The following is a 25,422-nucleotide window of genomic DNA, read 5'->3' on the forward strand; positions in this document are numbered from 1 at the left end:
AGATTTGTTATCGGTGATTAATGTCGGAAGATTCGACTTTACAAGAGCGACACTTCCCGATCTGGTTTTAGAGCCTAAAAACTATCGATATGTCGATAATCCAAATACAGGTGCTGAGCCAGTTCTCGCGCCCTCCCCAACCGAATCGGCCCGCGCTCGATATCGACCAATAACCCCGGGCACTCCAGCGATGGCAACGCGGCAATCTCCTTGAGTCGCCCGTCGGTCACCACCAGCAACCGCTGCTGTTCGGTGGGGAAACGCGTTCTGCGTGCCACCAGCCATTGCGCCGCCTCGCCCAGCGCTGCCAACAGCGGCGTACCGCCACCCGCGCCGAGCTGATCGAGCCAGCCAGCCAGGCTTTTCGCGGCTTTCAGGCCCTGCACCTGCCACTTCGGCGACTGCCCGCTCGCCGTCAGCAATGCCATGCGCGCCCGCTGGCGGTAGGCGTCATCCAACAGTTGCGCCAATAACCCTTTGGCATCGGTCAATGCACGATGCCGCCGCGTCGATGCCGACGCGTCGACAATCACCAACCATAACTCCTGGGCCGAGCGGCTGCGCAGGTGGAAACGCAGGTCCTCACGAGACTGCGGCCGCCCGCCGAGCAAGGTGCCCGGCCAATTGATCGAGCCCTGCTGCGCGTCGCGCGACTTGCCGTGCCTGCCTTTATCCAGTCGCCCCGCCTTGGGCCGGGCATCCGCCCCCGCGTCAGGTCGGGGGCGGATGCCTAGGGCTTTTTTGGCCAGGCGGGCACGTCTCGGCGAGCGCCCGTGGGCAAGGCCGGTGCGGGCATATCACCCCACTGGCCTTGGCCGGGTGAAGTGTCGGACGCTTGAGGCGCCTGGCCCTCATGGTTGGGCGGGCTGGGCGGCGGGGACTGCGCCTGGCGACGATGGCGCAAGGCAAACTCGGCCACGGCTTCGATATCTTCCTCGGCGATGGCGGTCGCGCCGCGCCAGGCTGCATGCGCTCTTGCGCCACGCAACCAGACAAGGTCGGCGCGCAAACCATCCACGCCCGCGGCAAAGCAGCGTTGGGTGATCTGTGCCAGCGCCTCGTCATCCAATGCAATGGCCTCGAGGCAGGCCCGCGCCCGGGTGCAACGCTCGCGCAGGGCGGCCTGCGGTTCGGCCCACAACGCGCAGAAGGCCACGGGGTCGCTGTCGAAGTCGAGGCGCCGGCGGATGATCTGCCCACGCTCGGCCGGCACGGTTTGCCCGCTCAAGGCCACATTGAAGCCGAAGCGGTCGAGCAACTGCGGACGCAACTCACCCTCCTCCGGGTTCATCGTGCCGATCAGCACAAAACGCGCCGCATGCCGGTGGGAGATGCCGTCGCGCTCGATCAGGTTGGTGCCGCTGGCGGCCACGTCCAGCAGCAGGTCCACCAAATGATCGGGCAGCAAGTTGACCTCGTCGACATACAACACCCCACCATCCGCCTTGGCCAGCACGCCGGGTGAAAACTGCGCGCGGCCTTCGCCCAATGCTGCATCCAGATCCAAGGTGCCGACCAGGCGCTCTTCGGTGGCGCCCAACGGCAAGGTGACGAATTGACCGCTGGCCAACAGGTCCGCCAAGCCACGTGCCAGGGTGGACTTGGCCATGCCGCGCGGGCCTTCGATCAGCACGCCGCCGATCTTCGGGTCGATGGCGGTCAGGCACAGCGCGAGTTTCAGGTCGTCGGCACCGACCACGGCCGACAGCGGGAAATGGGGAATATCAGTCATCAGCTGTCTTCTTCTATATCCAGCAACAGGTTTTCCAACGCCTCGCGATACGCCCCCGGCGCTTGCCACATGCCACGCTGCTGGGCTTCGAGCAGGCGCTCGGTCATGTCCCGCAGGGCATCAGGGTTGTGCTGTTGCACAAAGGCGCGGGTGTCGGGGTCGAGTAGGTAGGCGTCGGCGAGCAAGGCGTATTGGTGATCGTCGATCAGCGCGGTGGTGGCGTCGAAGGCGAACAGATTGTCCACGGTCGCCGCCATCTCGAACGCACCTTTATAGCCATGACGCTTCACGCCTTCGATCCACTTGGGGTTGGCGGCGCGGGCACGGATCACCCGGTTCAGCTCCTCCTTCAAGGTGCGGATCTTCGGCACGTCCGGCTGGCTGTGGTCGCCATGGTAGCTGGCGGCCTTGTCGCCGCTCAGGGTTTCCACGGCGGCGAGCATGCCGCCCTGGAATTGGTAGTAATCGTTGGAATCGAGCAGGTCGTGCTCGCGATTGTCCTGGTTTTGCAGCACCGCCTGCACCTGGCTCAGGCGTTGGGCGAATTGCCCGCGGGCGGCGGTGCCCTCGTCGGCGCCACCATAGGCGTAGCCACCCCAATTCAGGTAGACCTCGGCCAAGTCCTCGCGGCTTTGCCACAAACGACCGTCGATCGCGCCCTGCACGCCCGCGCCATAGGCACCCGGCTTGGCCCCGAAAATACGCCAGCCCGCCTGTTTCGCCGCCGCGGCCTCGTCCAGGCCGGACTCAAGCAACGCCTGGCGCTCGCAACGGACCTTGGCGGCCAGCGGGTTCATATCGTCAGGCTCGTCCAGCGCCGCCACCGCCTGTACCGCTGCATCGAACAGGCGGATCAGGTTGGCGAAGGCATCCCGGAAGAACCCGGACACGCGCAAAGTCACGTCGACACGCGGGCGGTCCAGCAGGCTGATCGGCAGGATTTCGAAGTCGTCCACCCGCTGGCTGCCCGTGGCCCACACCGGGCGTACCCCCATCAGGGCCATGGCCTGGGCGATATCGTCGCCGCCGGTACGCATGGTCGCGGTGCCCCACACCGACAGGCCGAGCTGGCGCAGGTGGTCGCCGTGGTCTTGCAGGTGCCGCTCGAGAATCAGGTTGGCCGACTGGAAACCGATGCGCCAGGCAGTGGTGGTTGGCAGGTTGCGCACGTCGACGCTGAAAAAATTGCGCCCGGTGGGCAGCACATCCAGACGCCCCCGGCTCGGCGCGCCGCTTGGGCCCGCCGGCACGAAGCGGCCGCCCAGGGCATCGAGCAGGCCGCGCATTTCCGCCGGGCCGCACCCATCCAGGCGTGGCGCCACGACACTGCGCAGGCTTTCGATGACGGATTTGACGTCCTCCCAACCGGGCTCTTCCAGCTGTTCCAGCGGCCCCGCCAGCGCCTGCTCGATCAACCGTGCAGCGTACAGTTCCAGGCGCTCGCGGGTATCACCAGCGGTGCGCCATCGCTGTGGATCGATCCTTTGCAAAACCTCCGGGCGGCGTCCGGTCCAGGGTTCGGCCAGGGCGCAGTCCAGCGGGTCGAAACCCAGCTCGAAGGCCTTGGCCAACACCCGTAACAGGCTCGATTGCGCGCCTCGGCCGTCGCCACGCGGGATACGCAGCAACGCGAGCAAGGTGTCGATACGCAAGCGGCCCTGGGGCGACTCGCCGAAGATATGCAGGCCGTCGCGGATCTGCGATTCCTTCAGGTCACACAGGTAGGTATCCAGGCGCGGCAGCCAGATCGCCGCGTCGGCCTCGCTGTCCAGCTCAAGCTCCTGGTCGATACGGGTTTCGCGCACCAGCTTGAGGATGTCCTTTTGCAGCTCGCGGGCGCGGCGCGGGTCGAGCAATTGCGCTTCGTAGTATTCGTCCGCCAACAGCTCCAGGTCGCGCAGCGGCCCGTAGGTTTCGGCACGGGTCAGCGGCGGCATCAAGTGATCGATGATCACCGCCTGGGTGCGCCGCTTGGCCTGGGCGCCCTCACCCGGGTCGTTGACGATAAACGGATAGATATTCGGCAGCGGCCCGAGCAGCGCGTCGGGCCAGCAATTTTCCGACAGCCCGACGCCCTTGCCCGGCAGCCATTCCAGGTTGCCGTGCTTGCCGACGTGGATCACGCCGTGAGCGCCGTAGGTGTGGCGCAACCAGAAATAGAACGCCAGGTAAGCGTGAGGCGGCACCAGGTCCGGGTCGTGGTACACCGCGCTGGCGTCCACCTGATAACCGCGGGCCGGCTGGATGCCGATAAACGTCAAGCCCAGGCGCAGGCCGGCGATCATCAGGCGGCCGTCGCGGCACATCGGGTCGTTGTGCGGCGTGCCCCAGCGTTCCAACACCGCCTGGCGGTTGGCTTCGGGCAGGCGCTTGAACATCGCCTCGTAGTCGTCCAGGCCCAGGCTTTGGTGGCACGGGCGCAGGTCGAGGTTGTCCAGGTCGTTGGTGACGCCACCGAGCAGTTCGTGGATCAGCGCGGTGCCGCTTTCCGGCAGGATTTCGGGCAGCGGATAACCCTCGGCCTGCAAGGCCCGCAGGATATTCAGCGCCGCCGCCGGCGTGTCCAGGCCGACGCCGTTGCCGATGCGGCCGTCGCGCGTCGGGTAATTGGCCAGGATCAGGGCGATGCGCTTGTCGGCATTCGGCACCCGCGCCAGTTCGACCCAACGGCGCGCCAGTTCAGCGACAAAGTCCATGCGTTCCGGCGCTGCGCGGTAGCACACCACGTCCGACTGGCTGCGCTCACTGCGCCAGGCCAGGTCCTTGAAGCTGATCGGTCGGCTGATGATGCGCCCGTCCAGTTCCGGCAAAGCGATGTGCATCGCCAGGTCGCGTGGGCCGAGGCCTTGTTCGCTGGCCTGCCAGGCGGGTTGGTTGTCCTGGGCGCAAATCGCCTGGATCACCGGGATATTGCGGCGAAACGGGCGCAAATGCGGTGCTTCGGGGCTGGACTGGGCAAAGCCGGTGGTGTTGAGAATCACCGCCGCCCCGACCTCATCCAGCCAGTCCTCGACCACCGTCAGGCAGCCAGGCTCCTTCAGACTGGCCACTGCCATCGGCAACGGATTCAGGCCCGCCGCCTGCAGACGCTGGCAGAACACATCGATAAAACCGGTATTGGCCGCTTGCAGATGGGAGCGGTAGAACAGCACCGCCGCCACCGGGCACTCAGGATTCCAATCCAACTGCCAGTCGTTGAGGCACGCATTGGCCTTACGCGGGTGATAAATCGCGCTGCGCGCCAGGGTTTGCGGCTCGGCCCAGGCATAGTCGCGGCCCAGGTAGGCGCTGGCCAGGCAACGATAAAAATCCAGCGCATTACCCAGGCCGCCCTGGCGCAGGAACTGCCACAGGCGGTCACGCGCTGCGGCATCCACGGTGCTGAGGCCGCTGAGTTCCGGGTCGGGGCGGTCATCCCCCGGCACCAGGATCAGCGTGACCCCGCGCTCGGCCAACGCCACCAGGCGCTCGACGCCGTAACGCCAATAGCCGATGCCGCCGTGCAGGGAAATCAGGATGACCTTGGCGTGGCGCAGCACTTCATCGACGTACAGGTCCACCGATGCATGGTTCTGCACCTGCATCGGGTTGGCCAGGCGCAGGCTCGGGTAATCCTCGGGCAACTGCTGGGCCGCTTCGGCCAGCAGCGCCAGGCTGGAGTCGCCGCTGCACAGGATCACCAGCTCGGCGGGGGTTTGCCCAAGGTCGGCAATGTTGTCGTCCGCGACGAAACCGCCGGGCTGGGTCCTGAGCAGGTGCATGGGTTAAACGCTGAGGGCGGCGCGCAATTGCGCTTCGAGGCCCGCCGCGTCGAGGTCCTGGCCGATCAGCACTAGGCGCGTGATGCGCGCTTCGTCGGCGCTCCAGGCGCGGTCGAAGTGTTTGTCGAAGCGTGTACCCACGCCCTGGATCAGCAGGCGCATCGGCTTGTTCGGGATCGCCGCGAAGCCTTTGACGCGCAGGATGCCGTGCTGCACCACCAATTGGCTCAGGGCGTCGAGCAGCAGGGCTTCGTCGGACTGGGGCAAGTCGATGGAAATGGAGTCGAACGCATCGTGATCATGATCATGATCGTCTTCACCTTCGTGATGATGATCGTGATGGCTATGGCGACCGTCGATGTGCTCTTCGGAGCCGGCGCCCAGGCCGATCAGCACGTCCAGCGGTACCCGACCGCTGCTGGCTTCGATGATCTTCACCGCCGGCGGCAACTCTTCGGCGACTTCCAGGCGCACGCGGGCCAGGTCGTCGGGGCTGATCAGGTCGCACTTGTTGAGGATCACCAGGTCGGCGCTGGCCAGTTGGTCGGCGAACAGTTCATGCAGCGGTGATTCGTGGTCCAGGTTCGGGTCGAGTTTGCGCTGGGCGTCGACCTGATCCGGGAAGGCGGCGAAGGTGCCGGCCGCCACGGCGGGGCTGTCGACCACGGTGATCACCGCATCGACCGTGCAGGCGTTGCGGATTTCCGGCCACTGGAACGCCTGGACCAAGGGTTTTGGCAGGGCCAGGCCGGAGGTTTCGATGAGGATATGGTCAAGGTCGCCGCGACGGGCAACCAGTTCGCGCATCACCGGGAAGAACTCTTCCTGTACGGTGCAGCACAGGCAGCCGTTGGCCAGTTCATACACGCGGCCGTTGGCTTCTTCCTCGGTGCAACCGATGGAGCACTGCTTGAGGATTTCACCGTCGATGCCCAGCTCGCCGAACTCGTTGACGATCACCGCGATGCGACGGCCCTGGGCGTTATCGAGCATATGGCGCAGCAAGGTGGTTTTGCCCGAGCCGAGAAAGCCGGTAACGATGGTGACGGGGAGTTTGGCCAGTGTTTTCATCGGATGCCCTTGGGGGCGGGCATACGGGACGATAGGCCCTGCGCGACGCGCAGCAGCAGATTTCGTCACCGGATCACCCCGCCCGGTTGAATTGAAAAATCGGTTGCGAGGCAGGTCTCCTGGCTTGGGGCTTGCGGGTCTTGCGACCGGCGCTGGCTGCGCCTTCCCGCCTTGATGGCAGTGGCGTGGCAGTCAGATAAACCCTTCACAGTTGCGGGGGCAGCCGCGGCTTGAACCGCGTTCCCTTCTTAGCTCCGGCCTGGGCCGAAGAACCTCGAGGGTGCAAGGCTACAGGGGCTCAGTCAATTTGACTACCGTCGCCCTGCATGCTTTCCTACACACCTTGTTTCGGGTGCCCTTCACAGGGTGAAACGGGAAACCGGTGCGTCATAGCGATATGACCAGTCCGGTGCTGCCCCCGCAACGGTAAGCGAGCGAAGCGTCACGGCCACTGTGCGTTGTGCATGGGAAGGCGATGCTTTCAGGACTCAGTTCAAGAGTCCCCTCGCAAGCCCGGAGACCGGCCCGAAAAAAATCATCTAACAAACCCGCGGTGGGCGGGCGCTGTTTGAACCCTGCGTGCCTGGCTCGCGGGTTTTGCATGCGCTCGTGTCACCCTGAACCCCTGAAGGGACGCGCCATGTCGATCATCAGCAGCACCTCGCCTAGCACCAGCAGCACCGCCACCCTGAGCCAACGTCTGGGCGCCGCCATCGGCGCGTCGATCCTCGGCGCGTGCCTGGTGTATTTCGCCGGGTTCTCGCATATCGAAGCGGTACACAACGCCGCCCACGATACCCGCCACAGCGCCGCGTTCCCGTGCCATTGAGACCTGCCGACATGATCAAGCGTATTGCGCAAACCGCAGGTTTCAGTGGGCTGCTGGCCGCCCTGTTGTTGACCCTGCTGCAAAGTTTCTGGGTCGCCCCGCTGATCATGCAGGCGGAAACCTTTGAAAAAGCCCCGGCGGCGACACAAGTGGCACACGAGCACGCTGCTGGCACCGCTGCACACACCCATGACGCCGAAGCCTGGGAGCCGGAAGACGGCTGGCAGCGCGTGCTGTCGACCACCGGCGGCAATCTGGTGGTGGCGGTCGGTTTCGCCTTGATGCTCGCCGGGCTCTACACCCTGCGCGCGCCGACTCGCACGGCTCAAGGCCTGCTGTGGGGCCTGGCCGGTTACGCGACCTTCGTGTTGGCGCCAACCCTGGGCCTGCCGCCGGAATTGCCGGGCACTGCCGCGGCCGACCTGGCACAACGGCAGATCTGGTGGATCGGCACGGCGGCCTCAACCGCGGCCGGTATCGCGCTGCTGGTATTCGGTGGCAACTGGCTGCTCAAAGCGCTGGGCGCGGCAATCCTCGTGGTGCCTCATGTGATTGGCGCTCCGCAACCTGAAGTGCATTCGATGCTGGCCCCTGAGGCCCTGGAAGCGCAGTTCAAGATCGCCTCGCAACTGACCAACGTCGCGTTCTGGCTGGCGTTGGGGCTGATCAGCGCCTGGTTGTTTCGCCGCAACCGCGACGATCGATACATCGCATGAACCTCGTGGTCGGCCTGGGCTGCCAGCGCGGCTGCGAGTTTCAAGCCCTGCTGGACCTGCTGGACGCCGCCCTCGCCGAGGGCGGTATCGAGCGCCATCGCATCACCGCCCTGGCCAGCCTTGATCGCAAGCAGGATGAACCGGGCTTGCTGGCCCTGGCCCAATGGCTGAACCTGCCGCTGCACTGCTTCAGCGCGGCGCACCTGGCGATGTATGACGACCGCCTGAGCCACAGGTCTGCCGTCGCCTTTGCCCATACCGGTTGTTACGGCATCGCCGAAAGCGCCGCCCTGGCCCTGGCCGAACAGCTCGGCGGCGCCCCTGCGCGCCTGTTGGTCCCGCGCAAAAAATCCGCCCGGGCCACCTTGGCATTGGCCTGCGTCGACTGAAACCGCGATAATCGCCGCTTCCGATCATGAGCGTTCCTCATGCTCGCGCGTTTTTTCACAGGATTTGTCCATGACCGTCTACTTCATCGGCGCCGGCCCCGGCGACCCGGAATTGATCACCGTCAAAGGCCAGCGGCTGATCCGCAGTTGCCCGGTGATCATCTATGCAGGGTCGCTGGTGCCGGCGGCGGTACTGGAGGGGCATCAGGCCGAACAAGTGGTCAACAGCGCCGAACTGCACCTGGAACAGATCATCGAGCTGATCAAGGCCGCCGATGCCAAGGGCCAGGATGTGGCGCGGGTCCACTCCGGCGATCCAAGCCTGTACGGCGCAATTGGCGAACAGATCCGCCTGTTGCGCGAGTTGGGCATTGCGTTCCAGATCATTCCCGGCGTCACCGCCGTGGCCGCCTGCGCGGCGCTGCTGGAGACTGAACTGACCCTGCCGGACATCGCCCAGAGCGTGATCCTCACCCGCTACGCCGATAAAACCCGCATGCCCGCCGGTGAAGACTTCGACAGCCTGGCCCGCCACGGCACGACCATGGCGATTCATCTGGGGGTCAATCACCTGGAGAAGATCGTCGCCGAACTGCTGCCGCACTATGGCTCGGATTGCCCGATTGCCGTGGTACACCGCGCGACCTGGCCGGATCAGGATTGGGCTGTCGGCACCTTGGCGGACATTGCCGAAAAAGTCGCGGCCAAAGGCTTCAGGCGCACGGCGCTGATTGTGGTGGGTCGGGTGCTGGCCAGTGACAGTTTCAGCGCGTCGTCGCTGTATCGGGCCGGGCATGCACACCTGTACCGCCCCTAATCAAAAACATCAAAAAACAAACATAAAACACTGATTTAATTAAATAAACACAAAAAAATGTGGGAGGGAGCTTGCTCCCGATAGCGGCGGGTCAGTCGACTTATCAATCGACAGATACACCGCTATCGGGAGCAAGCTCCCTCCCACACTTAATGTTCAGCGTTAGGTAGGTCGCGTAAGCAGCTGAATTTTAAGCATAAAAAAACGGCGCTCACGGGGCGCCGTTTTTTTGCTCGCAGCGAACACCTGACTCAGTAGTAGGCGTTTTCTTTCTGCGTATGGTCAGTCACATCGCGGACGCCCTTGAGCTCCGGAATGCGCTCCAGCAAGGTACGCTCGATGCCTTCACGCAGGGTCACATCCGCCTGGCCGCAGCCCTGGCAGCCACCGCCGAACTTCAATACGGCGATACCGTCATCCACCACGTCGATCAAGCTGACCTGCCCACCGTGGCTGGCCAGCCCAGGGTTGATCTCGGTTTGCAGGTAGTAATTGATGCGCTCGTTGACCGGGCTGTCGGCATTGACGTTCGGCACCTTGGCGTTCGGCGCCTTGATGGTCAATTGGCCGCCCATGCGGTCAGTGGCGTAGTCGACCACCGCGTCGTCGAGGAACGCTTCGCTGAAGGCATCGATATACGCGGTGAAGCTTTTCAGCCCCAGCGCGGTGTCTTCCGGCTTCTCTTCGCCCGGCTTGCAGTAGGCGATGCACGTCTCGGCGTACTGGGTGCCAGGCTGGGTGATAAAGACGCGGATGCCGATACCCGGGGTGTTCTGCTTGGACAGCAGGTCAGCCAGGTAATCGTGGGCGGCGTCGGTAATGGTTATGGCAGTCATGGAAACTCCTCACAGGCTTGCTGGCAGTTTACGCCAAAATATTACGCAGATACAAAGCCCCAGTAATTTTGTCGGAAAAGCCTCGCCATCGCCGTCAGAGGTTTTCATAGCGGTTCATATCCAGCACACCCTCTTCCAACGGCGTGGTTTCGCGGACGTAGGTCGACAGATCGTGGAAGTACTCCCAGAACTGCGGATGACTGCGACGCACACCCCAACGATCGACGATCTTCTCGAAGTGCTGGGCGTCGCGGGCACTTTCCATGGCCGCGACGAACGCCGGCACTTGCTCGGCCGGGATATTGAACATGAAGTTCGGATAACTGCTCAGCACGCCGGGGTAGACCGTCAACGTGTCCAGGCCCGGTTGATAGCGAGAAGCCTCACCCAGCATGAACGCGACATTACTGTGGGCACGGTTGCGCAGCAGGCTGTAGACCTCACGATGACCGGTGCGGGTTTCGATGCGCAGCATGGTCGCTTCCGGCAATTGGTCGATGACCTTGAGCCCCGCCGCCGGGCGTGACGTCAGGCGACTCAGGGCCTGCTCGGCATCGCGCAGCACCGGTTCGAGGCCCGGCCGCGAGCAGTAGGCGCCGACACAGCGATTGATCGGGTCTGGGCTGGCATTGAGGTCGCCATAACGCGCCAGCAACTGGTTGACGAAATCGCGCTTCGGGTCTTTTTCATTCAGTTTCAGGCCGGTGGGTTTATCGTCGTCGATCGACTCATAGTCCATCCACAACTTGACCTTGCCGCCGTTCTGATACCAATCGTCGAGGAAATCGTCCCGCGAATTGGCCGGCATCAGGCGCAGGAAGTTCTGTTCGGCGCCATTGCGGATCAGGTCGAAGTACAAGCGGGTCTGGGCCTGATGGGAGACGTTGCCGAACACGTCGAAGTTGACCACCAATTGGTAGTAGGTGCGCTCCAGCAACGGATAATCGAACAACCACATTGTCTGCGGGACTTCACCGATCAGGCCTTTATTGACCGACGCGCTGTCGAAGTGACGGAAGATGCTCAACAACGCATTGTCGTTGCCGGCCCACAGCGTCGACCAACCGGGCGCCGGCAACTCGCCATAGCGGTAGCGACGCAGCGCTTCGTACTCGTTGCGCTTGTCACGGTACTTGAGCCACAGGCTGAGCACGCTGCCCACGTCGTCGTTCTGCCCGGGCATTGCCAGCAACGGCGTGGCCCGGCCGCGATAGAGCGGATCGGTGATGTACAGGTCGTGTTCGGGGGCCTGGAACAGCGCCCAGAAGTTGTCGCGGATCACGTCCGTGGCGATCTGGCCCCGGCACACCGGGCCGCGGATGAAGGTGCGGACAAAGTACTCGGCATTATCGAGCATGAACTGGTAGCGCGCCTGGGCCGGAATCGCCTCGAACGTCTCGAACGGGTTGGCACGACGGCCCGGACCGTAGCCTGGCAAGGCGCTGACCTGCCAGTCGCCGCTGTAGAACAAGGCTTTGACCCGTTCCATTTTCGCCGCGCTGAGCGGGTACGTGATGTGGGTCTTATGGACGATCACCCCTTGTATCGGCCACAGCCGGTAGTAGATCCGGGTACCGGGATCGTCGTTGGGGCGACGGGTATTGATCAGGTCGATCGGCTGCCCACTGGGGGTGCGCGAGCGGACCCACTGGAAGAAATGCCCCGGCTCACCGCCTTCGAAATACAGATGTGCGATAAACAGGTGTTCAAACAGCCAGCGGGCGACCAGGCTTTCGCGGGCGCCGGGGGCGTTGAGCAGGTTTTCCCACTGCAGCACTTGCGCGGCTTCCTGGGCACTTGGCGCCACGCCCTGCTGGTCAATCGGCGCACCGGAGGCCAGCCAGCGTCGCAGGGTCTGGTACTGCTGGTCGCTCAAGCCGGTCACGGCCAGCGGCATGCCTTCATTGGGGTGCACGTCGGCGTAAGTGTCGAACTCCTCTGGCCGCGGGCACATGTTCTCGCGGTTCAGGCCCAGCACGATGTCGTCCGGCAGCTTGCCGTTGGGCTGCAACGGCGCGCGGCTGTGGCCCAGTTCGAGCATGCGCGCCATCAACGCAGCCTGGCTGCCTTGGGCGTCGAGCACGGAAGTGAAGCCTTCGTGCCGCCAGGCAGCCTTGCCGAACGCGTCGTAGAACAGACGCGTCGGCTTGGTCGCCTGACTGCGATCACCATCGTAGACCAGCACCTTGGTCGCCCCCCGCGCCGCGCCCTCGCCACTGCCCAGGTTCAACTGGCAGGCCGAGTCGTAGCAGGCATGGCACGCCACGCACTTCTCAGTGAAGATCGGTTGGATATCACGGGTGTAGGAAAGCGCCGGAGTGGGATCTTGGGCCTGTGTAGTGCTGCCAATCAGCAACAGAACGAAGCTGATGATGATGCGATACGGCATGAGCCTGGTCCCGATATGAAGCCAAAATGGAAAACCCCGCGGATTCTACCGATCTAACACGCGCACCAACATGAACGATATTCATGCAAAACCTGCACATGCTCCAAATCCACACAGGTTTGCTATGATCCACGCCCTCCGTAATGCCTGAACAGAGTAGTCCCATGTCCGATCGTAGCGCTCGTCTGCAAGCCCTTCACCAAGCCCTCAAGGAACGCATCCTGATCCTCGACGGCGGCATGGGCACGATGATCCAGAGCTATAAGCTGGAAGAACAGGACTACCGCGGCAAACGGTTTGCCGACTGGCCGAGCGACGTCAAGGGTAACAACGACCTGTTGCTGCTCAGCCGTCCGGACGTCATCGCCTCCATCGAGAAGGCGTACCTGGATGCCGGCGCCGACATCCTCGAAACCAACACCTTCAACGCCACCCAAGTGTCCCAGGCCGATTACGGCATGGAGTCGCTCGCCTACGAGTTGAACGTAGAAGGTGCCCGCGTCGCGCGCAAGGTGGCCGACGCCAAGACCCTGGAGACGCCGGACAAGCCACGCTTCGTCGCCGGCGTGCTCGGCCCGACCAGCCGTACCTGCTCGCTGTCGCCGGATGTGAACAACCCCGGCTACCGCAACGTGACCTTCGATGAACTGGTGGAGAACTACACCGAGGCCACCAAGGGCCTGATCGAAGGCGGCGCGGACCTGATCCTCATCGAAACCATTTTCGACACCCTCAACGCCAAGGCCGCGATCTTTGCCGTGCAGGGTGTATTCGAAGAGCTGGGCTTCGAATTGCCGATCATGATCTCTGGCACCATCACCGACGCCTCCGGCCGCACCCTGTCGGGCCAGACCACCGAAGCGTTCTGGAACTCGGTCAGCCACGCCAAGCCGATTTCCGTGGGCCTCAACTGCGCCCTGGGCGCCAGCGAGTTGCGTCCGTACCTCGAAGAGCTGTCGAACAAGGCCAACACTTATGTGTCCGCGCACCCTAACGCCGGCCTGCCCAACGAATTCGGCGAATACGACGAATTGCCGGCGCAAACCGCCAAAGTCATCGAAGAATTCGCCCAGAGCGGCTTCCTGAACATTGTCGGCGGTTGCTGTGGCACCACGCCGGGGCATATCGAAGCCATCGCCAAGGCCGTGGCCGGTTACGCGCCGCGCCAGATCCCGGACATCCCCAAGGCCTGCCGCCTGTCGGGCCTGGAGCCGTTCACCATTGATCGCCAGTCGTTGTTCGTCAACGTCGGCGAACGTACCAACATCACCGGCTCCGCCCGTTTCGCCCGGCTGATCCGCGAAGACAACTACACCGAAGCCCTCGAAGTCGCCCTGCAGCAGGTGGAAGCCGGCGCCCAGGTGATCGACATCAACATGGACGAAGGCATGCTCGATTCGAAGAAGGCCATGGTGACCTTCCTCAATCTGATTGCCGGCGAGCCGGACATCTCCCGCGTGCCGATCATGATCGACTCCTCCAAGTGGGAAGTGATCGAAGCCGGCCTCAAGTGCATCCAGGGCAAGGGCATCGTCAACTCCATCAGCATGAAGGAAGGCGTCGAGCAGTTCATCCATCACGCCAAGCTGTGCAAACGCTACGGCGCCGCCGTGGTGGTGATGGCCTTCGACGAAGCCGGCCAGGCCGACACCGAAGCGCGCAAGAAAGAGATCTGCAAACGCTCCTACGACATCCTGGTCAATGAAGTCGGCTTCCCGCCGGAAGACATCATCTTCGACCCGAACATCTTCGCGGTCGCCACCGGTATCGAAGAGCACAACAACTACGCCGTCGACTTCATCAACGCCTGCGCCTACATCCGCGACGAGCTGCCGTATGCGCTGACGTCCGGCGGCGTGTCCAACGTGTCGTTCTCGTTCCGTGGCAACAACCCGGTGCGCGAGGCGATCCACTCGGTGTTCCTGCTGTATGCGATCCGCAACGGCCTGACCATGGGCATCGTCAACGCCGGCCAGCTGGAGATCTACGACCAGATCCCCGCCGAACTGCGCGACGCGGTGGAAGACGTGGTGCTCAACCGCACCCCGGACGGCACCGACGCCCTGCTCGCCATCGCCGACAAGTACAAGGGCGACGGCAGCGTCAAGGAAGCCGAAACCGAGGAATGGCGCGGCTGGCCGGTCAACAAGCGCCTGGAACACGCGCTGGTCAAGGGCATCACCACGCACATCGTCGAAGACACCGAAGAGTCCCGGCAGTCGTTCGCGCGCCCGATCGAAGTGATCGAAGGCCCGCTGATGTCCGGCATGAACATCGTCGGCGACCTGTTTGGCGCGGGCAAAATGTTCCTGCCACAGGTGGTCAAGTCGGCGCGGGTGATGAAACAAGCCGTGGCCCACTTGATCCCGTTCATCGAACTGGAGAAAGGCGACAAACCGGAAGCCAAGGGCAAGATCCTCATGGCCACGGTGAAGGGCGACGTGCATGACATCGGCAAGAACATCGTCGGCGTGGTGCTGGGGTGCAATGGCTATGACATCGTCGATCTGGGCGTGATGGTGCCGGCGGAGAAGATCCTGCAGGTGGCCAAGGAACAGAAGTGCGACATCATCGGGCTGTCCGGCCTGATCACCCCGTCCCTCGATGAGATGGTCCACGTCGCCCGCGAAATGCAGCGCCAGGACTTCCACCTGCCGCTGATGATCGGTGGCGCCACCACCTCCAAGGCGCACACGGCGGTGAAGATCGAACCCAAGTACAGCAATGATGCAGTGATCTACGTGACCGACGCCTCGCGCGCGGTGGGCGTGGCCACGCAGTTGCTGTCCAAGGAATTGAAGGCCGGCTTCGTCGAGAAGACCCGCCTGGAATACATCGAAGTGCGCGAGCGCACCTCGAACCGCAGCGCACGCACCGAACGCCTGAGCTACCCGGCGGCGATCGCCAAGAAGCCGCAGTTCGACTGGAGCACTTACACGCCGGTCACGCCGACCTTTACCGGCGCCAAGGTGCTGGACAACATCGACCTCAAGGTGCTCGCCGAATACATCGACTGGACTCCGTTCTTCATCTCCTGGGACCTGGCCGGCAAGTTCCCGCGCATCCTCACCGATGAAGTGGTGGGTGAAGCCGCCACGGCGCTGTATGCCGACGCCCAGGAAATGCTCGCCAAGCTGATCGACGAGAAGCTGATCAGCGCTCGCGCGGTATTTGGTTTCTGGCCGGCCAACCAGGTGAACGATGATGACCTGGAAGTCTACGGCGACGACGGGCAGCCCCTGGCAACCTTGCACCACCTGCGCCAGCAGATCATCAAGACCGACGGCAAGCCGAACTTCTCCCTGGCCGACTTCGTCGCGCCCAAAGACAGCGGCATCACCGACTACGTGGGAGGGTTTATCACCACCGCGGGCATCGGCGCCGAGGAAGTGGCCAAGGCTTACCAGGACGCGGGCGACGACTACAACTCGATCATGGTCAAGGCCCTGGCCGACCGCCTGGCCGAAGCCTGCGCCGAATGGCTGCACCAACAGGTGCGCAAAGATTACTGGGGTTATGCCAAGGACGAGCAACTGGACAACGACGCGCTGATCAAGGAACAGTACAGCGGCATCCGCCCTGCCCCCGGCTACCCGGCGTGCCCCGACCACACCGAGAAAGGCACCCTGTTCCAACTGCTGGACCCCGAGGCCCGAGAGATGCATGCCGGCCGCAGCGGCGTGTTCCTTACCGAGCACTACGCGATGTTCCCGGCGGCTGCGGTCAGCGGCTGGTACTTCGCCCACCCGCAGGCGCAATACTTCGCCGTGGGCAAGGTCGACAAAGACCAGGTGGCGAGCTACACCGCGCGCAAAGGCCAGGACCTGGCCGTGACCGAGCGCTGGTTGGCACCGAACCTGGGTTACGACAACTAAGCACGCGCAGATTGTCTATGCTTGCCTCACACATCTTGTGTCGAGGCACGTATGGACGATCCAGCCAACAACAAACCGCCTACCCTGTGGCAGATGCTGCACAGCGTCGTCGCCGCCGCCTTTGGCGTGCAGAGCGGCAAGAACCGCGCCCGCGACTTTACCCATGGCAAGCCCAGCCACTTTGTGATCCTGGGCATTCTGTTCACAGTGGTGTTTGCCTTGACGCTGTTCGGCATCGTCAAGCTGGTGTTGCTGCTGGCCGGGGTCTAGTGCAGCAACAGACGCATGCTGAAGGGGTAACCATAGGACGCAGGCTTGCCCAGGGCGGACAGTGCGCGGAAATTTACCGTCGGCATGGGCCCCAGCAAGCGCCGCGCCTGGGCGGAATCGATCAGTTGGAATAGCGCCTCCTGGCGGTCGCGCCCGCCGTGAGCGCCGATGTCCACGCCCTTGGCATCATCATTGATCAGCACCATCGCCCACCCGCCCACGGTGAAATGCCCGGCGACCAGGGACGACAACTGCCCGTTCAGACGCGCCTGCAAGATCTCCGGCGAACTGTTGACCGCACTGAACAGCGCGTCCTTGCCAGGCACGCGCCCGCTGTCCCGAAACGCCTGCATGGCACCCAGCGCCATCTGATCGTTGGCCGACCACACCAGCGCCGTGTGCGGGTAACGCTTGAACAGCTGCGTCGCTTGCTCGAAGGCGCGCTCGCGGCTCCACTCGCCATAAACCAACTGACGCAGGCGCACCTCGGGGTGTTCGGCCAGCGCCCGGCGCATGCCCTGCTCTCGCAACAGGGCAACGGGAGTGGTCTTGATGCCGGAAAACGCCAGCAGGTCGAGGGAATCGCCGGGCGCAACACGGCCGTGCTGGCGCAACATGTCCTTGAGCATCAGGTAGCCGGCCTCTTCGTCGTCGGCGACCAGGCTGCCGATCAGATCGATGCCCGTGCGGGCGCCCAATAATTGCACCTGGTCGGCGGTCAGCGCGCTGTTCACCACCAGTAATTTGACCCCACTGCCCTGGGCCATGCGCAGAATCTGCGGGGCGACATACTGCTCATTGACCAGCACCAGATAATCCGGCCGCTCGCGGCCTTGCAGTTCCTCCCGGGCCTGGACCAATGTGGTGTGAAGATCGCGCTCGCCATAGCGCACGCGCAAATCCAGGCCGAGGTCCTTGGCCGCGGCCTGCATGAATTGCGCGTAACTGACCCAAAAGGTTTCCGTCGACATGCCCGGGTTGAGAAACACCACCGACGCCGCCTGAGCCACGCCACAAAATGCTGGCCCCAGCAACCACACACACGTAAACAGAACCTTCACCATGGTTATTCAAGCCTTGAACATTGACCGCCATGATACTGGCAATCGGACAGTCATTCGAGGCTCAGTCAACGCTGTTTACTGGTGGCCGACCCAGAACACCGCCGTCCCTACCACGAGAATGATCAGAAATAGAATGGCCCAGGCATCCACGGTACTGTCGGGTTTACGGGCTTTTGTCGGATGGCTCATCGCATCGCCTCTTGTCGGTTTTATAGGTGATTGCATTCAGACTCGCCCACAGTAAAGTCGATGATTGCCCGCATGACAAATGCGTGTATACCGACAATCGTTCCCATTAGTCGATTTGGTTCTTTGCATATATTCAAACATCACTTTTGCGCATAAACGCAAACTGGTATCGTGCCCCGGCTCCGTTGGGAGTGCGCGGCCGTGCGCGCAGATTTGCCGAGAACAGGACCTATATGTACGTATACGACGAATACGATCAGCGCATCATCGAGGACCGCGTCAAGCAGTTCCGTGATCAGACCCGACGCTACCTAGCAGGTGAACTGAGCGAAGAAGAGTTCCGCCCTCTGCGCCTGCAAAATGGCCTTTATGTTCAGCGCTTTGCGCCGATGCTGCGGGTGGCCGTGCCCTATGGCCAACTGACTTCGCGCCAGACACGCATGATGGCCAAGATTGCCCGCGACTTCGACAAGGGCTACGCCCACATCAGTACCCGCCAGAACGTGCAGTTCAACTGGCCGGCGCTGGAAGACGTGCCGGACATCCTGGCTGAGCTGGCCACCGTGCAGATGCACGCCATTCAGACCAGCGGTAACTGCCTGCGCAACGTGACCACCGACCAATTCGCCGGGGTTGCCGCCGACGAACTGATCGACCCGCGCCCCTGGTGTGAAATCGTCCGCCAATGGACCACGTTCCACCCAGAATTCGCTTACCTGCCGCGCAAGTTCAAGATCGCCATCAATGGCTCGACATCGGACCGTGCGGCGATCGAAGTACACGACATCGGCCTGGAGCCGGTCTACAACGCCGCCGGCGAGTTGGGCTTCCGTGTACTGGTAGGCGGCGGCCTGGGGCGTACCCCGGTGGTCGGCGCGTTTATCAACGAGTTCCTGCCGTGGCAGGACCTGCTGAGCTACCTCGACGCGATCCTGCGGGTCTACAACCGCTATGGCCGTCGCGACAACAAATACAAGGCGCGGATCAAGATCCTGGTCAAGGCGCTGACCCCTGAGGTGTTCGCGCAGAAAGTCGACGCCGAGATGGAACACCTGCGCGGCGGCCAGACCACCCTGACCGACGCCGAAGTCCACCGCGTGGCCAAACACTTCGTCGACCCCGAGTACAAAGCCCTGGGCAATCAGGACGCCGAACTCGCCGCGCTCGACCAGCAGCACCCAGGTTTCGCCCGCTGGCGTGTGCGCAACACCCTGGCGCACAAAAAGCCGGGCTATGTCGCCGTGACCCTGTCGCTCAAGCCTACCGGCGTCGCCCCCGGCGATATCACCGACAAGCAGCTGGACGCCGTGGCCGACCTGGCCGAGCGCTACAGCTTCGGTCAACTGCGCACCTCCCACGAGCAGAACATCATTCTCGCGGACGTTGAGCAGAGCCAACTGTTCACCCTGTGGGGCGAACTGCGCGAAGGGGGTTTCGCCACGCCGAACATCGGCCTGCTGACCGACATCATCTGCTGCCCGGGCGGCGACTTCTGCTCCCTGGCCAACGCCAAGTCGATCCCGATTGCCGAATCGATCCAGCGCCGTTTCGACGACCTGGACTACCTGTTCGACATCGGCGAGCTGGACCTGAACATTTCCGGTTGCATGAACGCCTGTGGTCACCACCACGTCGGCCACATCGGCATCCTGGGCGTGGACAAGAAAGGCGAAGAATTCTACCAAGTGTCCCTGGGTGGCAGCGCCAGCCGCGATGCGAGCCTGGGCAAGATCCTCGGCCCATCCTTCGCCCAGGAAGCCATGCCCGAGGTGATCGGCAAACTGATCGATGTGTACATCGAGCAGCGCACCGAAGATGAGCGTTTCATCGACACCTACCAGCGCATCGGCATTGACCTGTTCAAGGAGCGCGTCTATGCAGCGAATCATTAAGAACAACGAAGTCGTCGACGAAACCTGGCACCTGCTGCCCAAGGACGCGACCTTCGACGGCATCTCCAACTGCGACGACCTGATCGTGCCGCTGGCGCTGTGGCGCGAGCACGGTCATGCGCTCAAGGCCCGTGACGGCGGCCTGGGCGTGTGGCTGGACGCCGATGAAGAAGCCGAAGAGATCGGTGACGACGTGGCTCACTTCCAGGTCATCGCCCTGAACTTCCCGGCCTTCACCGACGGGCGCAACTACTCCAATGCGCGCCTGCTGCGTGACCGCTACGGTTACAAAGGCGAATTGCGCGCGATTGGCGACGTGCTGCGCGACCAACTGTTCTACCTGCACCGCTGCGGGTTCGATGCCTTCGCCTTGCGCCCCGACAAAGACCCGTATGAAGCGCTGGAAAGCCTCAAGGACTTTTCCGTGACGTACCAGGCTGCAACGGACGAGCCGCTGCCGCTGTTCCGTCGCCGTTAAGCGTTAGCATCGTGAAAAGCCCTGGCATGCCAGGGCTTTTTTATACATCGATTTTGATCGACGCCAGCACCTGCTTCTGCTCCATGGAACACGGCACCCCCTCCGGCTGCGCGCGCACCGCCGCGATCACGCCCAGCAACTGCGCCTTGCTGTGCGCCAGTTGCGCCTGCATCCCTTCGATCTGCTGCACCTTACGTTCCAACGCCTCAATCAGCGCCTCGCGCTTGTGCTCGCCCGGCGCCGGCATCAGCGCCTTGAGTTCCTGCAAGGTAAACCCGGCCTGTTGGGCGTTCTGGATCAGTTGCAGGGTTTGCAGGGCCTCGGGGGCATAACGCCGATAGCCGTTGGCCTGCCTGCCCACCTGGCTGATCAACCCTTCGGCCTCATAAAACCGAATACGCGACGCCGCCAGCCCGCTCTGTTTCGCCAGTTCACCAATATTCATCGCCATGCCCGCTTGACATTAAAGTTAACTTTAAGCTTAGCCTGAGGCCTCCCCCCTTCAGGAGTCAACCATGTCACCTTTCGAACCCTTGCAACTGCCCAACGGCCAAGTCCTTGTCAACCGTATCGCCAAGGCTGCGATGGAGGAGAACATGGCCGACGCCCAACAAGCGCCGTCCCGTGAATTGAAGCAGTTGTACCAGGCCTGGGCGGATGGCGAGCCCGGCTTGCTGCTGACCGGTAACGTGATGATCGACCGCCGCGCCATGACCGGCCCCGGCGGCGTTGCGCTGGAGGACGAGCGGTCACTGGACAGCTTTCGCGAATGGGCGGCCGTCGGACGCAACAACGGCGGGCACTTCTGGGTGCAGCTCAATCATCCGGGGCGCCAGACGCCGGCCAACCTGGGCCAGCAAGCCTTGGCGCCGTCCGCCGTGGCCCTCGACCTGGGTATTTTTTCGAAGATGTTCGCCAAGCCCAGGGCTATGTCCGAAGACGAGATCCAGAACGTGATCACGCGCTTTGCCACCAGCGCGCGCCTGGCCGAGAAAGCCGGGTTTACAGGCGTGCAGATCCACGCAGCGCATGGCTACTTGCTCAGCCAGTTTCTCTCGCCCTTGAGCAACCGGCGCACCGATCACTGGGGCGGCTCGCTGCCGAACCGCGCACGCTTGCTGATGGAAGTGATCAAGGCCGTTCGCGCCAGTGTCAGCCCCTCGTTTTGCGTGGGGGTGAAACTCAACTCGGCAGACTTCCAGCGCGGCGGCTTCGACGCGGACGATGCGCGTGCCGTGATTGAGCTGCTCAATGCCCTGCCCATCGACCTGCTGGAGCTGTCCGGCGGCAGCTACGAAGCACCGGCCATGCAGGGCGAAGCCCGGGACGGGCGGACCCTGGCCCGCGAAGCGTATTTCCTGGAAATGGCCCGCGAACTGGCGACCCTCGCAAACATGCCGGCGATGGTCACCGGTGGCATTCGCCGCTTGCCGGTGGTGCAGCAAGTCCTCGACAGCGGCATCGCCATGGCCGGTATCGCCACCGCCCTGACCCTGGAACCGCAACTGATCAAACACTGGCGCGAAGGTCGCGACCCCAACCCGCAACTCACATCGATCAGTTGGAAGCGCAAGCCCCTCGCCGCCCTCGCCGTGGTGCGTCACCAGATGCGTTGCCTGAGCCGCGGCCATCGCCCCAATCCCAAGGTTGCGCCGTGCATGGCACTGGTCCGCGATCAATGGTTTATCGCCCGGCGCACTCGCCAATACCGCGCAACCATGACGCAATCTTCACATTAAGCACGGAGCATTCGCCGTGATCGAACTGTCCTCTATTGATCAGCCACTTTTAACCTCACTGACGATTGGAGTTCTTCATGGCGAAAATCAACCTGGCCCAGCAATTGGCAACCACCCTTGAACAGGCGGGCATCAAGCGCATCTGGGGCCTGACCGGCGACAGCCTCAATGGCCTCACCGACGCACTGCGCACCATGGACAGCATCGAGTGGATGCATGTGCGCCACGAAGAGGTCGCCGCGTTCGCCGCCGGTGCCGAAGCCGCCGCCACCGGCGAGTTGGCGGTGTGCGCCGGCAGTTGCGGGCCGGGGAATCTGCATTTGATCAACGGCCTGTTCGACTGCCATCGCAACCATGTACCGGTGTTGGCCATCGCCGCACAAATCCCGTCTTCCGAAATCGGCTTGAACTACTTCCAGGAAACCCACCCCCAGGAACTGTTCAAAGAGTGCAGCCACTTCATCGAACTGGTGACCAACCCCGAGCAGATGCCCCAAGTGCTGCATCGCGCCATGCGCGCGGCAATCCTCAATCGCGGCGTGGCGGTGGTGGTGATCCCCGGGGATGTGTCGCTGCTGGAAGTGGAAGACACGCTCAAACCCTGGCCGGCCCTGCATGCGCCGCGCACCCTGCCGGCGGAACAGGACCTGCAACGCCTCAGCGAAATCCTCGACAGCAGCCAGAAAGTCACCTTGCTGTGCGGCAGCGGATGCGCTGGCGCCCATGCCCAAGTGGTGGCCCTGGCCGATGCCTTGGGCGCGCCGGTGGTACACGCCTTGCGCGGCAAAGAGCACGTGGAATGGGACAACCCGTTCGACGTGGGCATGACCGGCCTGATCGGTTTCAGCTCCGGTTACCACGCCATGCTCAATTGCGACACGCTGATCATGCTCGGCACCGATTTTCCGTACCGCCAGTTCTACCCCACCGACGCGAAGATCATCCAGATCGATCGCAACCCCCAGGCACTGGGCCGGCGCGCCACCCTGGACCTGGGCATCGCCGCTGACGTGAGCGAGACGATCGATGCACTGCTACCGCGCCTGACCCGCAAGGCCGACCGCAGCTTCCTCGAAACGTCCTTGAAACACTACGAGAAAGCCCGCCAGGGCCTCGATGACCTGGCGCAAGCGTCGAAGGCCAACCGGCCGATTCACCCGCAATACGTGGCGCGCCTGCTCAGCGAACTGGCCGACGACGATGCGATCTTCACCGCCGACGTCGGCTCGCCCACCGTGTGGGCGGCGCGCTACCTGAAAATGAACGGCAAACGGCGCCTGATCGGCTCGTTCAACCACGGCTCGATGGCCAACGCCCTGCCCCAGGCCATCGGTGCCCAGGCGGCTTTCCCCGGGCGACAGGTGATCTCAATGTCCGGCGACGGCGGTTTTACCATGTTGATGGGGGATTTCATTTCGTTGGCGCAGCTGAAACTGCCGGTGAAGGTCATCGTGTTCGATAACGCATCACTCGGTTTTGTCGCCATGGAAATGAAAGCCGCCGGCTACCTTGAGGCCGGCACCGAGCTGAAAAACCCGGACTTCGCCGCCATGTCCAACGCCATGGGCATCCTGGGCATTCGCGTGGAGCAATCCGAAGACCTCGAACCGGCCCTGCGCCGCGCCCTGGCCCATGACGGCCCGGTGCTGGTGGACGTGGTGACGGCGACCCAGGAGCTGGTGATGCCACCCAGTATCAAGCTGGAACAGGCCAAGGGTTTCAGCCTGTACATGCTCAAGGCAGTGATGAGCGGGCGCGGGGATGAAGTGATCGAGCTGGCGCGCACCAACTGGTTACGCTGACGTGAACACAGGCTGACGGGCTTGCTCGCGATTGCGCGGCTTCAGTGCATGCATCTTCAACTGATACATCGCCATCGCGAGCCAGCCCGTTTCCACATCGGCGATCAGCCGTGCTGTTTTTCTACCCACTTGCCGTAGGCATCGATAAACGCCTGCAGGAACGGCTTGGTTTTCTCCGACAGCTTGCCCGCCTCGTCGAACACACTGCCCGCGCCGCCCAGGTAGGCTTCCGGCTGCTGCATGCACGGCACGTCGAGGAACACCAGGGACTGGCGCAGATGGTGGTTGGCGCCAAAGCCGCCGACAGCCCCCGGCGACACACTGATAATCGCCCCCGGCTTGCCGCTCCAGGCGCTTTGCCCGTAAGGGCGCGAGCCCACATCGATGGCATTCTTCAGCGGGGCGGGCACGGAGCGGTTGTATTCGGGGGTCACGAACAGCACTGCGTCGGATGAACGCACTTGTTGACGGAAAGTACTGTAGGCTGCGGGCGGTGATGCCCCGTCGATGTCCTCGTTGTAGAGCGGCAAATCGCCAATTTCGACAATGTTCAATGTGAGGTTGGCGGGGGCCAGTTCGGCCAATGCCAGGGCGACCTTGCGGTTGATCGACTCTTTTCTCAAGCTGCCCACCAGGACGGCAATCGTGTAGACCTTGCTCATTGAGGTTTCCCGACGTCTGACTAAAGGAGCTTGTAGTTATAGAGCCTTCGCGACGCGTTCACCAGAAGGTTTTGATAATTCCCCCGGCGTCTGCCTCGCGACCACCCGCGTAGGAAGCGTCTGAAAACATCAACGAATAGTATTTTTTTTCCATAGGTAAACTACCCCGCTCCATGACGGTCTACAGAACCGCAAATCGAGTGTTTATCTCCAGAGGTTCTAAACAGATGGCAGCAGTACTTGTCGGACAGTTCCATGCCAGAGACGCAGAAGGACGCGTGTATTCGGTGCATGAGTTCCAGGAATCCACCCCGCCGCTAGACGGCCTGGCTGGCTCGGCGCCCACCACAACCTACAAGCTGGCCATTGGCGACCGTGTAGAAAAACTGGAAGGCGATGAATTCAAATTGATTCAGTCCGGGACCATTATCGTCCGCGAATCGGAAACCGTCCGCGCGCAATAAGCTTGAGCCCCCGAGCGTACCTGCTCAGTCCTGGCCATTGACGGCATTGACTGGGCCGGGCGATCACGGGCGGCGAACCTCCGTCACTTCAATCCCCGGGTCTCCCTCAACCTGTTTGAGCGTGACCATCAGTCGCCCCTTCTCGCCCTCGACGTCATACATCAAGCGCTTGTAGCCCGGCGTACCATACGCGGGATACGCCACCACCTGCCTGACCAGCGTGATGCCCAACACCGCACCCACCTGCGCGCCCACCTGTTCCTGGGAACGGATGAACGCATCGAGTGCGAGGTTTTCGGACGTAGTGTCGTCGGGATTGCTCAAGAGATAAGCGGCCACGCCTCCCACGGTCACCAGGACCAGCAGTTGCCTGGCCGTTACCCCGAAGAAGTTCGCGGGCATCGGCATTTGAGACCAGACCTGTTTTTGTTGTAAGTACCGGGTAAC

At 62.9% G+C, this 25,422-nt stretch carries 21 protein-coding genes and 2 riboswitches; of the genes, 11 read left to right on the forward strand and 10 right to left on the reverse strand.

Features of this window, described 5'->3' with window-relative positions:
• Positions 1-74: 74 nt before the first annotated feature.
• The 4 genes from LQ249_RS17755 to cobW are packed head-to-tail and all read right to left on the reverse strand — an operon-like array spanning position 75 to position 6,564.
• Positions 75-677 carry a vWA domain-containing protein gene (locus LQ249_RS17755; RefSeq protein WP_104904542.1) on the reverse strand — a complete coding sequence of 201 codons (603 nt, stop codon included), beginning with the start codon at positions 675-677 and terminating at the stop codon, positions 75-77.
• Positions 678-730: 53 nt separating this feature from the next.
• A complete protein-coding gene (locus tag LQ249_RS17760; RefSeq protein ID WP_057005415.1) occupies positions 731-1,732 on the reverse strand; it encodes an ATP-binding protein in 1,002 nt (333 codons plus the stop codon).
• Entirely contained in the window at positions 1,732-5,493 is a 3,762-nt protein-coding gene (gene cobN / locus LQ249_RS17765; protein WP_232565731.1) for a cobaltochelatase subunit CobN, read from the reverse strand. The genes LQ249_RS17760 and cobN overlap by 1 nt, the downstream gene beginning before the upstream one ends.
• A gap of 3 nt (positions 5,494-5,496) precedes the next feature.
• Positions 5,497-6,564, reverse strand: a complete 1,068-nt coding sequence (cobW, locus tag LQ249_RS17770) for a cobalamin biosynthesis protein CobW (protein WP_046383143.1) — start codon at positions 6,562-6,564, stop codon at positions 5,497-5,499.
• 92 nt (positions 6,565-6,656) lie between these two features.
• A riboswitch (cobalamin riboswitch) is annotated at positions 6,657-6,856 on the reverse strand.
• 41 nt (positions 6,857-6,897) lie between these two features.
• Positions 6,898-7,107, forward strand: a riboswitch (cobalamin riboswitch).
• 97 nt (positions 7,108-7,204) lie between these two features.
• On the opposite strand from cobW, the gene LQ249_RS17775 reads away from it, so the two are divergent.
• The 4 genes from LQ249_RS17775 to cobM all read left to right on the forward strand — a co-directional run bounded on the left by LQ249_RS17775 (position 7,205) and on the right by cobM (position 9,315).
• Positions 7,205-7,393, forward strand: coding sequence for a CbtB domain-containing protein (locus LQ249_RS17775; protein ID WP_017846597.1), 189 nt, complete (start codon positions 7,205-7,207; stop codon positions 7,391-7,393).
• 11 nt (positions 7,394-7,404) lie between these two features.
• Positions 7,405-8,109 carry a CbtA family protein gene (locus LQ249_RS17780; protein WP_057005417.1) on the forward strand — a complete coding sequence of 235 codons (705 nt, stop codon included), beginning with the start codon at positions 7,405-7,407 and terminating at the stop codon, positions 8,107-8,109.
• Positions 8,106-8,498: a cobalamin biosynthesis protein gene (locus LQ249_RS17785; protein WP_126588286.1), complete on the forward strand. Its 393-nt coding sequence runs from the start codon at positions 8,106-8,108 to the stop codon at positions 8,496-8,498. The genes LQ249_RS17780 and LQ249_RS17785 overlap by 4 nt, the downstream gene beginning before the upstream one ends.
• Positions 8,499-8,568: 70 nt before the next feature.
• The gene (gene cobM / locus LQ249_RS17790) at positions 8,569-9,315 is read left to right on the forward strand and encodes a precorrin-4 C(11)-methyltransferase (RefSeq protein WP_108526425.1); all 747 of its coding nucleotides are present in this window, start codon (positions 8,569-8,571) and stop codon (positions 9,313-9,315) included.
• Between the two features lie 251 nt (positions 9,316-9,566).
• On the opposite strand, the gene nfuA is transcribed toward cobM, so the two are convergent.
• Together nfuA and LQ249_RS17800 are read right to left on the reverse strand one after the other, a co-directional pair.
• Positions 9,567-10,151, reverse strand: a complete 585-nt coding sequence (gene nfuA, locus LQ249_RS17795) for a Fe-S biogenesis protein NfuA (RefSeq protein WP_003190728.1) — start codon at positions 10,149-10,151, stop codon at positions 9,567-9,569.
• Positions 10,152-10,245: 94 nt separating this feature from the next.
• Positions 10,246-12,540, reverse strand: a complete 2,295-nt coding sequence (locus tag LQ249_RS17800) for a fatty acid cis/trans isomerase (RefSeq protein ID WP_232565732.1) — start codon at positions 12,538-12,540, stop codon at positions 10,246-10,248.
• Between the two features lie 164 nt (positions 12,541-12,704).
• Here LQ249_RS17800 and metH point away from each other — a divergent pair, with 164 nt between their 5' ends.
• Positions 12,705-16,415 carry a methionine synthase gene (metH, locus tag LQ249_RS17805; RefSeq protein WP_017846602.1) on the forward strand — a complete coding sequence of 1,237 codons (3,711 nt, stop codon included), beginning with the start codon at positions 12,705-12,707 and terminating at the stop codon, positions 16,413-16,415.
• Between the two features lie 51 nt (positions 16,416-16,466).
• Positions 16,467-16,685, forward strand: a complete 219-nt coding sequence (locus tag LQ249_RS17810; protein WP_046383139.1) for a DUF2970 domain-containing protein — start codon at positions 16,467-16,469, stop codon at positions 16,683-16,685.
• On the opposite strand, the gene LQ249_RS17815 is transcribed toward LQ249_RS17810, so the two are convergent.
• Positions 16,682-17,749, reverse strand: a complete 1,068-nt coding sequence (locus LQ249_RS17815) for an ABC transporter substrate-binding protein (protein ID WP_169882117.1) — start codon at positions 17,747-17,749, stop codon at positions 16,682-16,684. The two genes, LQ249_RS17810 and LQ249_RS17815, sit on opposite strands and share 4 nt — an antisense overlap.
• A gap of 422 nt (positions 17,750-18,171) precedes the next feature.
• Between LQ249_RS17815 and LQ249_RS17820 the strand changes: the two genes are divergently transcribed.
• Positions 18,172-19,830, forward strand: coding sequence for a nitrite/sulfite reductase (locus tag LQ249_RS17820; protein ID WP_046383137.1), 1,659 nt, complete (start codon positions 18,172-18,174; stop codon positions 19,828-19,830).
• Complete coding sequence (locus tag LQ249_RS17825; protein ID WP_017846607.1) at positions 19,814-20,308, forward strand: DUF934 domain-containing protein; 495 nt, start codon at positions 19,814-19,816, stop codon at positions 20,306-20,308. The genes LQ249_RS17820 and LQ249_RS17825 overlap by 17 nt, the downstream gene beginning before the upstream one ends.
• Before the next feature lie 40 nt (positions 20,309-20,348).
• Here LQ249_RS17825 and LQ249_RS17830 read toward each other — a convergent pair whose 3' ends face one another.
• The gene (locus tag LQ249_RS17830; RefSeq protein ID WP_108526418.1) at positions 20,349-20,753 is read right to left on the reverse strand and encodes a MerR family transcriptional regulator; all 405 of its coding nucleotides are present in this window, start codon (positions 20,751-20,753) and stop codon (positions 20,349-20,351) included.
• 70 nt (positions 20,754-20,823) lie between these two features.
• On the opposite strand from LQ249_RS17830, the gene LQ249_RS17835 reads away from it, so the two are divergent.
• Together LQ249_RS17835 and poxB are read left to right on the forward strand one after the other, a co-directional pair.
• A complete protein-coding gene (locus tag LQ249_RS17835) occupies positions 20,824-22,047 on the forward strand; it encodes an NADH:flavin oxidoreductase/NADH oxidase family protein (RefSeq protein WP_232565733.1) in 1,224 nt (407 codons plus the stop codon).
• A gap of 77 nt (positions 22,048-22,124) precedes the next feature.
• The gene (poxB, locus tag LQ249_RS17840) at positions 22,125-23,849 is read left to right on the forward strand and encodes a ubiquinone-dependent pyruvate dehydrogenase (protein ID WP_057005422.1); all 1,725 of its coding nucleotides are present in this window, start codon (positions 22,125-22,127) and stop codon (positions 23,847-23,849) included.
• A 104-nt stretch (positions 23,850-23,953) separates the two neighbouring features.
• Here poxB and LQ249_RS17845 read toward each other — a convergent pair whose 3' ends face one another.
• Positions 23,954-24,511 carry an NADPH-dependent FMN reductase gene (locus tag LQ249_RS17845; protein ID WP_017846611.1) on the reverse strand — a complete coding sequence of 186 codons (558 nt, stop codon included), beginning with the start codon at positions 24,509-24,511 and terminating at the stop codon, positions 23,954-23,956.
• Between the two features lie 227 nt (positions 24,512-24,738).
• Here LQ249_RS17845 and LQ249_RS17850 point away from each other — a divergent pair, with 227 nt between their 5' ends.
• Complete coding sequence (locus tag LQ249_RS17850) at positions 24,739-24,975, forward strand: hypothetical protein (protein ID WP_046383133.1); 237 nt, start codon at positions 24,739-24,741, stop codon at positions 24,973-24,975.
• A gap of 63 nt (positions 24,976-25,038) precedes the next feature.
• Here the strand turns inward: LQ249_RS17850 and LQ249_RS17855 are convergent, their stop codons facing one another.
• Complete coding sequence (locus LQ249_RS17855) at positions 25,039-25,383, reverse strand: hypothetical protein (protein ID WP_017846613.1); 345 nt, start codon at positions 25,381-25,383, stop codon at positions 25,039-25,041.
• Positions 25,384-25,422 lie beyond the last annotated feature (39 nt).

The sequence above is a fragment of the Pseudomonas sp. 7-41 genome, from assembly GCF_021233075.1.
GTDB lineage: Bacteria > Pseudomonadota > Gammaproteobacteria > Pseudomonadales > Pseudomonadaceae > Aquipseudomonas > Aquipseudomonas veronii.